Annotated in this window: 14 protein-coding genes; 10 read left to right on the top strand and 4 right to left on the bottom strand. The window is 70.3% G+C overall.

Going from position 1 to position 11,591, the window contains the following annotated elements; translation table 11 throughout:
- Positions 1-78: 78 nt before the first annotated feature.
- Complete coding sequence (locus tag ACTWOL_RS09185) at positions 79-693, bottom strand: hypothetical protein (protein WP_474296098.1); 615 nt, start codon at positions 691-693, stop codon at positions 79-81.
- A 222-nt stretch (positions 694-915) separates the two neighbouring features.
- A complete protein-coding gene (locus tag ACTWOL_RS09180) occupies positions 916-2,145 on the bottom strand; it encodes an epoxide hydrolase family protein (RefSeq protein WP_474296097.1) in 1,230 nt (409 codons plus the stop codon).
- A gap of 62 nt (positions 2,146-2,207) precedes the next feature.
- Between ACTWOL_RS09180 and ACTWOL_RS09175 the strand changes: the two genes are divergently transcribed.
- The 7 genes from ACTWOL_RS09175 (at position 2,208) to ACTWOL_RS09145 (ending at position 6,551) form a co-directional block, all read left to right on the top strand.
- On the top strand, positions 2,208-3,170 hold the full coding sequence (locus tag ACTWOL_RS09175) for a helix-turn-helix transcriptional regulator (protein ID WP_474296096.1): 963 nt from the start codon (positions 2,208-2,210) through the stop codon (positions 3,168-3,170).
- Between the two features lie 86 nt (positions 3,171-3,256).
- Positions 3,257-3,394, top strand: a complete 138-nt coding sequence (locus ACTWOL_RS09170; protein ID WP_474296095.1) for a hypothetical protein — start codon at positions 3,257-3,259, stop codon at positions 3,392-3,394.
- Positions 3,391-3,591 carry a DUF397 domain-containing protein gene (locus ACTWOL_RS09165; RefSeq protein ID WP_474296094.1) on the top strand — a complete coding sequence of 67 codons (201 nt, stop codon included), beginning with the start codon at positions 3,391-3,393 and terminating at the stop codon, positions 3,589-3,591. Before ACTWOL_RS09170 ends, ACTWOL_RS09165 begins: the two co-directional genes overlap by 4 nt.
- Before the next feature lie 46 nt (positions 3,592-3,637).
- Positions 3,638-4,360, top strand: a complete 723-nt coding sequence (locus tag ACTWOL_RS09160) for a VWA domain-containing protein (RefSeq protein ID WP_474296093.1) — start codon at positions 3,638-3,640, stop codon at positions 4,358-4,360.
- A 149-nt stretch (positions 4,361-4,509) separates the two neighbouring features.
- Complete coding sequence (locus tag ACTWOL_RS09155) at positions 4,510-5,136, top strand: GyrI-like domain-containing protein (RefSeq protein WP_474296092.1); 627 nt, start codon at positions 4,510-4,512, stop codon at positions 5,134-5,136.
- A 173-nt stretch (positions 5,137-5,309) separates the two neighbouring features.
- Positions 5,310-5,813, top strand: coding sequence for a pyridoxamine 5'-phosphate oxidase family protein (locus tag ACTWOL_RS09150; RefSeq protein ID WP_474296091.1), 504 nt, complete (start codon positions 5,310-5,312; stop codon positions 5,811-5,813).
- A gap of 102 nt (positions 5,814-5,915) precedes the next feature.
- Positions 5,916-6,551 (top strand): hypothetical protein, encoded by a 636-nt coding sequence (locus tag ACTWOL_RS09145; protein ID WP_474296090.1) that lies wholly within the window; start codon positions 5,916-5,918, stop codon positions 6,549-6,551.
- A gap of 23 nt (positions 6,552-6,574) precedes the next feature.
- Here ACTWOL_RS09145 and ACTWOL_RS09140 read toward each other — a convergent pair whose 3' ends face one another.
- Both ACTWOL_RS09140 and ACTWOL_RS09135 read right to left on the bottom strand, forming a co-directional pair.
- On the bottom strand, positions 6,575-7,567 hold the full coding sequence (locus ACTWOL_RS09140) for an acyl-CoA dehydrogenase family protein (protein ID WP_474296089.1): 993 nt from the start codon (positions 7,565-7,567) through the stop codon (positions 6,575-6,577).
- A 97-nt stretch (positions 7,568-7,664) separates the two neighbouring features.
- The gene (locus ACTWOL_RS09135; protein WP_474296088.1) at positions 7,665-8,816 is read right to left on the bottom strand and encodes an acyl-CoA dehydrogenase family protein; all 1,152 of its coding nucleotides are present in this window, start codon (positions 8,814-8,816) and stop codon (positions 7,665-7,667) included.
- An 86-nt stretch (positions 8,817-8,902) separates the two neighbouring features.
- Here ACTWOL_RS09135 and ACTWOL_RS09130 point away from each other — a divergent pair, with 86 nt between their 5' ends.
- From ACTWOL_RS09130 to ACTWOL_RS09120, 3 genes are read left to right on the top strand one after another with little or no spacing between them, the layout of a single operon-like run.
- Positions 8,903-9,739 carry an SDR family oxidoreductase gene (locus ACTWOL_RS09130; RefSeq protein WP_474296087.1) on the top strand — a complete coding sequence of 279 codons (837 nt, stop codon included), beginning with the start codon at positions 8,903-8,905 and terminating at the stop codon, positions 9,737-9,739.
- 58 nt (positions 9,740-9,797) lie between these two features.
- Complete coding sequence (locus ACTWOL_RS09125) at positions 9,798-10,409, top strand: TetR/AcrR family transcriptional regulator (RefSeq protein WP_474296086.1); 612 nt, start codon at positions 9,798-9,800, stop codon at positions 10,407-10,409.
- Between the two features lie 19 nt (positions 10,410-10,428).
- The gene (locus ACTWOL_RS09120; RefSeq protein WP_474296085.1) at positions 10,429-11,586 is read left to right on the top strand and encodes an acetyl-CoA C-acetyltransferase; all 1,158 of its coding nucleotides are present in this window, start codon (positions 10,429-10,431) and stop codon (positions 11,584-11,586) included.
- Positions 11,587-11,591: the final 5 nt, after the last annotated feature.

Here is an 11,591-nt window from a genome sequence, read left to right as displayed (position 1 = left end):
GACCGGACTCTGGGCGGGCGCCGCTGCATGTGGTCAGCGAGGCAGCGCTGTCCCCGGTTTCCGAGGGACGGCCTTGCTCTACTCGCTCACCCCCACGATGCCCCAGCCTCGTCGGGCGGCTTCGGTGAGGACGTGGCCCCACTCCGCCAGCAGGTCGGTGAATGCGCCGAAGTTGCCGACCCATCCTTCGGGATCGACGGCATGCTCGGTGAAGGCTCCCTGCATCCTGTCCAGGCGAGGCCGTACCCGCTCCCAGGTCGCGGCCAGCTCCCGCACGCCGTCCGGTGACCGTGCGAGCAGCAGCTCACAGCCACTGGGGTCGCCGCTGAAGAAACCCGGATCCGTGTGCTGCGCCTCACCGTCCAGCCCGATCCAGATCAACCCGAGCAACAACGTGTCCAACTCAGCCCGCACCAGAGGATCAACGTGGTCGCGGACGGACTCCCACCGCTGCCCGGCCCAGAAGTGCGCCTTGAACGAGCCGCAGGTGTGCAGGAACTCGTATACGGCGAAGAAGGCGCTGTTGGGTCCCCGTGGCCACTCCCAGTCGCCCTCGGCCGCCGGCGCGTCGTGATCCCACAGCCCCGTCTCGTCGGCATACCAGGCGTTCCTCAGCCGCGGCAGCCGCTCCCGGGGCGGAACCTCGCCCAGCCATGACCAGTCTGCGATCATCACCGTGATGTCCAGCCCCATGGGGATCAGCGTACCGATCGCCCATACTCCAAGGCGGCGGTCACCAACGGCAGCGTCGGGTACCAGGCCCAGCCGCCCCGCGTTCGGGATTCACGGAACGCGGTCAGAGCCTTGAAGATCCCTGCCTCTCCTCCTATCCCCGCTTGGTGGTCCCCATTTGGTTGCATGCTCGATGAGCGGGGCTGTTACGCCCTGCCGTTGAGGGTTCGGGAGCGCTTCCTGTCAGCGCACCTTGTCGAAGAACGCGCGTACATCTCTGACGAGCAGTTCCGGGGCTTCCATCGAGAGGAAATGGCCGCCACGGTCGAGTTCGGTCCACCGCACGATGTTGTGGTCGCGTTCGGCCCAGCGGCGGATGGTCACGTCGTGGGTGGAGAGCAACACGGCGGTGGGGACGGTCTCCCTTGGACCGGCTGCCCAGTCGCTCTGACCGTCGCTCCATTCGGTGTCGCGCGCGACACCGGGGCCGGCCCAGTCGTCGGTTGCGGCTTCGCTCCAGGCATTCGCTGAGATCTCCTCGTAGTAGATCTGGGCGGCTGAGGCGGCGGTGGCGGTCAGCCAGTACAGCGAGACCTGGGTCAGGATGCGGTCCCGGTGGATGCTGTCCTCGGGCAGCGCGTCTTCCGGGTCGGTGAGCTCCTTGAACTTCTCCACGACCCAGGCCAGCTGGCCGACAGGGGAGTCGGTGAGGGCATAGGCCACCGTCTGCGGACGTTTGGAGTTGCACTGCAGATAACCGTCGTTGACGTTCTGCAGCCGATGCCAGCGTCGCTGTTCGGCATCCGTCAGGCCGTCCATCTCGCCCTCCGCCCCGACAGGGAATGTGATCAGGGCGTTGACATGGACGCCGAGCACGCGGTCCGGTGCCTGTTGGCCCATCTCCGGGGCGACCCATGAACCGGTGTCGTAGCCCTGAACGCCGTAGCGTGTGTAGCCGAGTCGGTCCATCAGCGTGATGAGCGCCCCGGCCATCCGGGCTGCGCCCATGCCGGGCCCAGCCAGCGGAGTGGAGAAGGCGAACCCCGGCAGCGAGGGGATGACCAGGTGGAACGCATCGGCCCGATCATCGCCGTGCGCGTCGGGATCGGACAGCGGCCCGATGACGTCGAGGAAGTCCACCACCGAGCCCGGCCAGCCGTGCAGCAGCATCAGCGGCGTGGCATCGGCCCTGGGGGAGCGCACATGCAGGAAGTGGATGTTCTGCCCGTCGACGGTGGTCATGTACTGAGGGAGCGTGTTCAGCGCAGCCTCGTGCGACCGCCATTCGTAGGCGGTACGCCAGTACTCGGCCAGGTCCTTCAGGTAAGCCACCGGGACCCCGCGGCTCCAGCCGGCACCGGGCAGCTCGTCCGGCCAGCGGGTTGCGGCCAGTCGGGCTTGCAGATCGTCGAGCCGGGCTTGCGGTATGTCGATACGAAAGGAGCGGACGCTGCTGGGTGTTGTGTTCGCCATGGCTGCGACGCTACGGCTCGCTTAGGTCAGTTTCGGTCCTCACCTTCCGGCAGTCTTACCGCATGCTTGAGACCTCCGGGCGGCTGCTGAAGCTGCTCTCCCTGCTGCAGACCCACCGCGACTGGTCCGGGGCCGAACTCGCCGAACGCCTCGGCGTGAGCGGACGCACCCTGCGCCGTGATGTGGAACGGCTGCGTGCGCTCGGCTACCCGGTGGACACCACTCAGGGCACTGCGGGCTACCGGCTCGGGGCCGGAGCGACCCTGCCGCCGCTGCTGCTCGACGACGACGAGGCCGTCGCCGTCGTCGTCGGTCTGCGCACGGCGGCCGGCGGCTCGGTCGCCGGGATCGAGGAGTCCTCGCTGCGCGCGCTCACCAAGCTCGAGCAGATGCTCCCCAGCCGGCTGCGGTACCGAGTGAACACCCTGCACACTGCCACCGTCCGAGCCGGCATCCCCCCGACTCCCAAGGTTTCCGCGGACACCCTCATGGCCATCGCCGAGGCGTGCCGCCGACGCGAGCGGCTGCGCTTCGACTACGCCGGCCCTCGCGGCAGCCACAGCACGCGCCTGGTCGAGCCGCACAGCCTCGTCAGCTTCGACCGCCACTGGTACCTGGTCGCCTGGGACACCGACCGCACCGACTGGCGCACCTTCCGCGTGGACAGGCTCACTCCGCGCACCCCGACCGGACCGCGGTTCACCCACCGCGAACTCCCCGGCACCGACGTGGCCACCTACCTGGCCTACCGGCTGTCGTCGCGGACCTGGCCGTTCCAGGCCACTGTCACCTTGCACGAGCCCGCCGCAGCGGTCACCGACCGCATCTGGCCCGGCATGGGCATCATCGAGCCCGTTGACGATGACAGCTGCCTACTGCACCTGGGCGCCGACAGCCCCCGTGACCTCGCCTGGATGATCACCTCGGTCGACGCCGATTTCGCTCTCACCAACGCGCCACCCGAACTCGCCGACGCCCTGCACGCCCACGCCGCCCGCTGCCTGAACGCCGTACGCGAGGCATAGGCGCCAACTGCCGTGCAGTGTCTGGGCATTTCCCGGCGAACGGGCTCCGTCACATGTGCCCGTCGTCTCCACGGAAGGTGCGGGCAGTGGCCGGCTCATCGACGATCCCGCCACTGGTCGAGCGCTGCCAGAGGTCATACGATCTCGCCAGGGCCGCCGCGCTGTCGCCGATGGCGACCCTCGGACTGCTGGAATCGATGGCAGAGGACTACGGGAACGTATGAACACGGCGCAGGAGTTGAGCAACATCATCTGGCGCTGGTCGTCCTACAACGATGGTACGGGCGGCAATTGCGTAGAGGTTGCCGACGACCTCCCCGTCCGCGACAGCAAGAACCCGCAGGGCCCCGCGCTCGTCTTCGGGGATGCGGGCCGGGCGGTCTTCGTGAGCGCCGTCAAGGGCAGGGCCTTTACGGGCTGACGGCCCTGGCCCTCGCGTCCATCAGTACGGCGAACGGAGTTGCACCATGGCGGCCATCAGCCTGCGCAAGATGGAGGAGACCGCCCCGGCCCTCGTCAGCCTCTACAAGAGCGCGGGCGTCTCGCTGGAGAAGCACGGGCTGAGCGGTCAGCGCGCGGCCGTCTACCTGGTCGTCGACTACTCCGGCTCGATGAAGCCGTACTACAAGGACGGCAGTGTTCAGGCCCTGGCCGACCGGGTGCTCGGGCTGTCCGCGAACCTCGATGACGACGGACACGTCCCGGTCGTGTTCTTCTCCACGGACATCGACGCGGAGACCGAGATCGCGCTCGCCGGACACGAGGGCTGCATCGACCGGATCGTCGCCGGGCTCGGGCACATGGGCAAGACCAGCTACCACCTGGCGATGGACGCAGTCATCGACCACTACCTGGACAGCGGCGCCACGGCACCGGCGCTCGTCGTCTTCCAGACCGACGGCGGGCCGATCAACAAGCTCGCCGCCGAACGCTATCTGTGCAAGGCCGCCAGACTGCCGATGTTCTGGCAGTTCATCGGTTTCGGCGACCCGGGAAGCAAGCAGTTCGACTTCCTGCGCAAGCTGGACGAGTTGGCCGTCCCGGCCAGGCGTCCGGTCGACAACGCCGGCTTCTTCCACGCGGGCCAGGACCCGCGCCGGGTGCCGGATGCCGACCTGTACGACCGACTGGTGTCGGAGTTTCCGGTGTGGCTGGAGAGTGCTCGGAGGATGGGCATCGTGCGGTCCTGACCGCCATGGTCCGGAGGCCGGAATTCAGGTGCTGCGGATCGGCACTCCGTGCGGGGGCGATGCGTATGGCCACCGGGGACGAGGACGTCGAGCGGCTGCTGAGCACTGCTGATCCGTAACGACGATTACTCACAGGAAGGTTCCTCGGCATGACCGCCAAGTACGACGTCAAGCGCGAGCTCAAGACGTGCTACGCGCCCAAGAACACCGACTGGGAACTCGTCGACATCCCCGAACTCCGTTTCCTCTCCATCGACGGGCACGGCGACCCGAACACCACCGCCGCGTACCGCCACGCGGTCGAGGCGCTCTACGCGGTCGCCTACACCGCCAAGTTCGCGAGCAAAGGCGACCTCGGCAAGGACTTCGTCGTAGGCCCACTGGAGGGACTGTGGTGGGCGGACGACATGGACGACTTCCTGGCCAGGCTCAAGGACAACTGGCGATGGAGACTGCTCGTCAACGTCCCCGACTGGATCACTGACGACATGATCGAAGACGCCAAGCACACCGCCTTGACCAAGAAAAACCTTCCGGCTATTCCGGACGTTCGGTCGGAGACGCTGCACGAGGGCACCAGTGCCCAGGTCCTCCACATCGGTTCCTACGACGACGAGACACCGATCCTGACCAGGCTGCACCGCGATTACCTCCCCGCCAACAACCTGCGGGAGGCGGGGTGGCACCACGAGATCTACCTCAGCGACCCACGCAGGAGTGACCCCGCCAAGCTCAGGACGATTCTGCGGCAACCCGTAGAAGCGCAATCCGGTTGAGGGACGTCCGCGCGGCAGCGGAGGCCGATGCCCACGAGCGAAGGCTAGTGCCGTTCGGGTCGGCGGCTTCGCGTTGTCGCTTGCCGACCGCGCAGGTCCCCAGGCTCCCCACGCGTCCCCGTATCGGCCCAATCACGACAGCAGATGTCGGGTATTCGCGCTTCGATGGAGTCATGACGTTCAGCTGGGCAGACTTCCAGGCGGCGGAGCCGGACTTCGCTGCGACCGTGCAGCAGCGATTCGAGAAGCACACACACCATGTCCTTGCGACGCTCCGCGCGGACGGATCGCCACGGGTGACCGGTCTGGAGGTGAACTTCCGGTTCGGTGAACTGTGGCTCGGGATGATGCCGAACTCCCTCAAGGCACGTGATCTGCGCCGCGATCCCCGGCTCGCGATCCACGCCAATCCGGGGTCGGACGCGTCCATGGAGGACGGGGACGTCCGCATCGCCGGACGGGCTGTGGAGGTGACCGACCCGGAGATGAAGGCGCGATTCCAGACGGAGACCGGCGAGCCGCAGCCGTTCCATCTCTTCAGGGTCGAGCTCGGCGAGGCCGTGCGGACCGCGGTCGACGGCGATGAGCTCGTGCTGCAGACCTGGGGGCCGGGTCGGGCCCTGCGGACCATCCGGCGCGGCAACGACGACAGCCCGGCCCGCACCGTCACGCGCTGAGATTCCCGCTGCCCCTTGGGGGTCCACCCCCTCCTGCTGCCGCTGGTGATCACGGTGGGATCATGGCCCGCCGGAGTGCCGGGCACGGGGGAGGAGCACGAGATGCAGGGACGCGTGACGTATGGGGCGAGCCATCAGATGCCGCCGGTCGTCGCCTGGGGCGACGGGGCCGTCAGGCTCTCCCATGACGCTGGGGGACTCCCGCCCGGCGGGGACCCCTTTCGTGTCTTCCATCTCGTTGCGGAGGAGAGCGGGGCGCCGCTCGCCCGGGTGACCACCGTGCAGCGCCTCGGCTCCAGGGCGAGCGGCAGCCCTGGGGTGTATCACGTCGAGGATCCGTTCGGCGCGCCGCTCGCGCGGATCACCCTGCGCCGTCGCCGCGCGTTCCACATCGGCCGTACGCGATGGACGGTGGAGCCGGTGGCGGGCCCCGTTCTCCAGGGCTACCAGGGCCGTCTCGGCTGGTGGCTGCTGTGGTGGCCGGTGGGAAAGCCCCTCTCGCTGCTGTGTCTGATCCTGGTGTTCCTGACCGGGGACGACGGCGGTTTCGGTGCGCCCCGCCGGGTCGTCTGGCGCGACGAGTCACACCGTGCCCACCTCGTCTTCCGTGGCGCGGCCGACGCGTACAAGGTGCGGACGCCGGGGTGGGACCCCCGTGTGGTCGCCGCACTCGTTGGGCTCCACCAGAGGTTCGACCCCTCCGAGAGCCCGGTGGCCCTGGACTGGTTCGAGATCTGACCGCAGGGCCGTGGTGCCGCCCGTCAGCCGGACAGTACCGCCGCCCGGCACTGGGCCGGCGTCCCCCAGGCGTCCCGGAGCGGCCGCGCCTTGCGGAGCCACCAGGCCAGATCCAGCTCCTGCGTGTAGCCGATCGCGCCATGCAGCTGGAGGGCCGTGCGGGCGGCCCGGTACGCGGCCTCGCCCGCCGCGACCTTCGCCGCGGCGACATCGGCCGGTGCCAGGGTCAGTGCCGCGCCGAACAGCAGCGGCCGGGCGAATTCCAGCCCGATCAGGGTGTCCGCCAGCCGGTGCTTGACGGTCTGGAAGGAGCCGATCGCCGTCCCGAACTGGGTGCGCTGCCTGGCGTACGCGACGGTCCGCTCCAGCAGGGTCAGCCCGGCGCCCAGGCTCTGTGCCGCCGTGGCGAGCCGCGCCCAGGTCATCGCCTCTCGCGCGGCGCGTGCCACGTCCGGCCCGGTGGCGAGGAGCTCACCACCGGGCGCGGGCAGCGCCAGACGCCGGGCGGGATCGGCGGACGGGCGCACCGGGCCGTGGTGTCCGGGCGCGATGCGCAGCCGCGAAGGCCGCCCCGCGTCGTCCGGGTCGACCACGAGGAGGCAGTCGGCCGTGTCCGCGTCGAGGGCGTACGGTCCCGCGTCCGGCAGGAGCAGGGACACCGTGGTCCGGCCCGCCGCGAGCCCCGGCAGCAGCCGCTTCGCGGGGCCGGGCTCGTCCAGCGCCGAGAGCAGCACGGCCGCGGCCACCGTCTCCACCAGCGGTCCGGGCGCCGCATGGCGGCCCAACTCCACGAAGGCGGAAGTCAGTTCGACGGGCAGCGGACCCAGGCCCTCGTAGGCGTCGGGCACGGCGAACGCGAAGACGCCGGCCTCCGCGAGCCGAGTCCACAGGGCGCGCCCGGGACCGGGCTCGCCGGCGGCCCAGGACCGTGTCACCGACGGTGTGTCCGCCGCCGACAGCAGAGCGTCCAGGGAGCGGGTGAAAGCCCGCTGTTCGTCGGTCGGCAGGAACGTCACGGGGGTGCCTCCTCGTAGGGAATCCGGGCGTGGGTGTGCGGCCCGTGCGGCGTTGACTTGTCGGAGAGCCGGACTCGGCCGGGGCGCGGCCCTGCGGTCAGCGGCGCCCCTTCGGGAGGCCGAGGAGGCGCTCGGCGATGATGTCCCGCTGGATCTCGTTCGTCCCCGCGTAGATCGGTCCGGCGAGCGAGAACACATAGCCCTCGGCCCAGCCGTCCTGCCCGTCGGCCAACTCGCCGTCAGCGCCGAGGAGATCGAGCGCGGTCTCGTGCAGCGCGATGTCGTACTCGGACCAGAAGACCTTGTTCAGGCTGGACTCGGCACCGATGTCCTCGCCCGCCGTGAACCGGGAGGCATGGGCGTGGGTGAACAGCCGGTAGGCCCGGGCCCCGATAACCGCGTCCGCCACCCGGTCGCGCAGCGCCGTGTCCGCCGGGTCGGCGGCGGAGCGCCACAGCTCCCTCAGCCGCTCCGCCGCCGCCAGAAAACGCCCGGGGGAGCGGAGCGTGAGCCCGCGCTCGTTGCCCGTCGCCGCCATGGCGATCCGCCAGCCGTCACCGGGTGCGCCGATCACGTCCTCGTCCGGTACGAAGACGTCGTCCAGGAACAGCTCGGCGAAGGCGGGCTTCCCGTCGAGCCGTCCGATCGGCCGGACCGTGACCCCCGGCGCCCGCAGGTCGAACATCAGATACGTCAGCCCGCGGTGCGGCCTGTCCGCGTCCGGGTCCGTGCGGAAGATGCCGAAGGCCCGGTCCGCGAAGGCGGCCCGCGACGACCAGGTCTTCTGGCCCGACAGCAGCCATCCGCCGTCCGTGCGCACCGCACGGGACCGCAGCGAGGCGAGGTCCGAGCCCGCCTCCGGCTCCGACCACGCCTGGGCCCAGATCACCTCGCCGCTCGCCATGGACGGCAGGACCCGCGTCCGCTGCTCCCGTGTGCCGTGGTCGAACAGGGTCGGCGCGAGGAGGTTGATGCCGTTCTGCGAGACCCGGCCGGGGGCGCCCGCCGCGTAGTACTCCTCCTCGAACGCCAGCCACGCGAAGACATCGACGCCGAGGCCCCCGTACACCTCGGGCCAGGACACCACCGACCAGCGGCCGGCGTACAGCTCCGCCTCCCAGTCCCGGTGCGCGGCGAAGCCAGCGGCGGTCTCCAGCGAGGGCAGCGGTGTGTCCGGGACGTGAGCCCGCAGCCAGGCGCGTGCCTCGGCGCGGAAGGCCTCCTCCTCCGCCGTGGGCGTCAGGTCCATGGCGTGCCCGCCTCCCCTTCCGGTGCGGAGCCCCATCGGCGTTCCGACGGTTCCCTAACAAGTGTTTGGTAGGTTAACGTGCGAGTGTGACGGACAACAAGGCTCAGTACGTTCCGGGGCACGCCCTGCTGGACGGCCGCAGCGCCGTCATCACCGCCACCGCGGGAGCGGGAATCGGCGGGGCCACCGCCCGCCGCTTCCTGGAGGAAGGCGCGCGCGTGCTGATCAGCGATGCCCACGCGCGCCGGCTCAAGGACACCGAGGAGGCCCTCGCCGGGGAGTTCGGGGCGGACGCCGTGGCCTCGCAGGCCTGCGACGTCACCGACGAGTCCCAGGTGCGGGCCCTCTTCGACACGGCGGTGCGGCTGCACGGCGGCCTCGATCTCGTCGTCAACAACGCGGGCCTCGGCGGGACGGCCCCCCTCGTCGACATGACCGACGAGCAGTGGACCCGCGTCCTGGACGTCACCCTCACCGGTACGTTCCGCTGCACGCGGGCGGCCCTGCGCGCCTTCCGTGACGGCGGTCGGGACGGCGGTCGGGACGGCGACCGGGGCCGCGGCCGGGGCCGCGGCCGGGGCGGAGCCATCGTCAACAACGCCTCCGTCGTCGGCTGGCGCGCCCAGGCCGGCCAGGCCCACTACGCCGCCGCCAAGGCCGGAGTCATGGCCCTCACCCGGTGCGCGGCCCTCGAGGCCGCCGCCCTCGGGGTCCGGGTCAACGCGGTCTCGCCGAGCCTCGCCATGCATCCCCATCTGGTGAAGGTCACTTCGGCCGAACTGCTCGCCGAACTGACCGAGCGGGAGGCCTTCGGCCGGTACGCCGAACCCTGGGAGGTCGCCAACGTGATCGTCTTCCTCGCCGGTGACTACTCCTCGTACATGACCGGCGAAACGGTCTCCGTGAGCTCCCAGCACGCGTAGGTCCGGGCCGGACGGGAGCGGGACGGGAGCGGGACGGGAGCAGGACGAGAATGGACATGTGCCTACCACCAAGAAGACCCCGGTGACCGCCTCGCCCGAGCGGCGCCGTGAACTGCTCGACACCGCCGCCGAAGTGTTCGCCGCCCAGGGGTACAACGCCACCACCGTCCGCAGGATCGCCGACGAGGCCGGAATGCTCGCCGGCAGCCTCTACTACCACTTCGATTCCAAGGAATCGATGCTCGACGAGATCCTCTCCACCTTCCTCGAGGAGCTCTGGGCCGGGTACGACGCCGTCCTCGGGTCCGGACTCGGGCCGAGGGAGACCATCGAGGCGCTCGTCACCGAGTCGTTCCGGGAGATCGACCGGCACCGCGCCGCCGTCGCGATCTACCAGAAGGAGTCGAAGCACCTGACCGCGCAGCCGCGTTTCGGGTATCTCGCCGACTCCCAGCAGAAGTTCGAGAAGGCGTGGCTCGGGACGCTGGAGCGCGGGGTCACCGCGGGCGTCTTCCGCGAGGACCTGGACATCCGGCTCACCTACCGGTTCGTCCGCGACACGGTGTGGGTCGCGGCGTCCTGGTACCGGCCGGGCGGCGGGCACAGTCCGGAGGAGATCGCCCGCCAGTATCTGTCGATGGTGCTGGACGGGATCTCCGTACGGCACTGACCACCACCGAGGAGCAGCCATGGCCGAGGCCTACATCGTCGAAGCGGTCCGTACCCCGGTGGGGCGGCGCAGGGGAGGCCTCGCGGCCGTGCACCCCGCGGACCTGGGCGCCCACGCCCTGACCGCTCTGGTCGCACGCTCCGGGATCGACCCGGCCGCCGTGGAGGACGTCGTCTTCGGCTGTCTGGACACGGTCGGGCCGCAGGCCGGTGACATCGCCCGCACCTGCTGGCTGGCGGCGGGCCTGCCCGACGAGGTGCCCGGTGTGACCGTCGACCGCCAGTGCGGCTCCTCCCAGCAGGCGGTGCACTTCGCGGCCCAGGCCGTGATGTCCGGGACGCAGGACCTCGTGGTCGCGGGCGGCGTGCAGAACATGTCGCAGATACCGATCGCCTTCGCCTCCCGCCAGGCCGCCGAGCCGCTCGGCCTCACCGACGGCCCCTTCCACGGTTCACGGGGATGGCGCGCACGCTACGGCGACGCGCCCGTCAACCAGTTCCACGGCGCCGAACTCATCGCGCGCGACTGGGGCATCTCCCGCAGCGACATGGAGGAGTTCGCCCTGCGCTCCCACCAGCGGGCGATCCGGGCGATCGACGAGGGCCGCTTCGAGCGGGAGACCGTCTCCTACGGCGAGGTGAGCGTGGACGAAGGCCCCCGGCGTGACACCTCGCTGGAGAAGATGGCCGCCCTCCGGCCCGTGGTGGAAGGCGGCACGATCACGGCCGCCTGCTCCTCGCAGGTCTCGGACGGCGCCGCGGCCATGCTGCTGGCGAGCGAGCAGGCGGTACGGACGCACGGGCTGACCCCACGCGCCCGTGTCCACCATCTCTCGGTCCGCGGCGAGGACCCGATCCGTATGCTCTCGGCCCCGATCCCGGCGACCGCCCACGCGCTGAGGAAGACGGCCCTGTCGATCGACGACATCGACCTCGTGGAGATCAACGAGGCCTTCGCCCCGGTCGTCCTCGCCTGGCTGAAGGAGACCGGTGCGGACCCGGCCCGGGTGAACGTCAACGGAGGCGCCATCGCGCTGGGGCACCCGCTGGGTGCGACGGGCGTGCGGCTGATGACGACGCTGTTGCACGAGCTGGAGCGTACGGGCGGGAGGTACGGGCTGCAGACCATGTGCGAGGGCGGCGGGCAGGCGAACGTGACGATCATCGAACGGCTCTGACCCGG

It is taken from the genome of Micromonospora sp. IBHARD003 (assembly GCF_056106285.1).
The sequence above is the reverse complement of the archived record's forward strand: the minus strand, read 5'-3'. Positions and strand labels throughout refer to the sequence as shown.

Bases quoted from the DNA above. Each gene is read 5' to 3' on its own strand.
- ACTWOL_RS09185 (WP_474296098.1), bottom strand. From the start codon at position 693: ATGGGGCTGGACATCACGGTGATGATCGCAGACTGGTCATGGCTGGGC.
- ACTWOL_RS09180 (WP_474296097.1), bottom strand. From the start codon at position 2,145: ATGGCGAACACAACACCCAGCAGCGTCCGCTCCTTTCGTATCGACATA.
- ACTWOL_RS09175 (WP_474296096.1), top strand. From the start codon at position 2,208: ATGCTTGAGACCTCCGGGCGGCTGCTGAAGCTGCTCTCCCTGCTGCAG.
- ACTWOL_RS09165 (WP_474296094.1), top strand. From the start codon at position 3,391: ATGAACACGGCGCAGGAGTTGAGCAACATCATCTGGCGCTGGTCGTCC.
- ACTWOL_RS09160 (WP_474296093.1), top strand. From the start codon at position 3,638: ATGGCGGCCATCAGCCTGCGCAAGATGGAGGAGACCGCCCCGGCCCTC.
- ACTWOL_RS09155 (WP_474296092.1), top strand. From the start codon at position 4,510: ATGACCGCCAAGTACGACGTCAAGCGCGAGCTCAAGACGTGCTACGCG.
- ACTWOL_RS09150 (WP_474296091.1), top strand. From the start codon at position 5,310: ATGACGTTCAGCTGGGCAGACTTCCAGGCGGCGGAGCCGGACTTCGCT.
- ACTWOL_RS09145 (WP_474296090.1), top strand. From the start codon at position 5,916: ATGCAGGGACGCGTGACGTATGGGGCGAGCCATCAGATGCCGCCGGTC.
- ACTWOL_RS09135 (WP_474296088.1), bottom strand. From the start codon at position 8,816: ATGGACCTGACGCCCACGGCGGAGGAGGAGGCCTTCCGCGCCGAGGCA.
- ACTWOL_RS09120 (WP_474296085.1), top strand. From the start codon at position 10,429: ATGGCCGAGGCCTACATCGTCGAAGCGGTCCGTACCCCGGTGGGGCGG.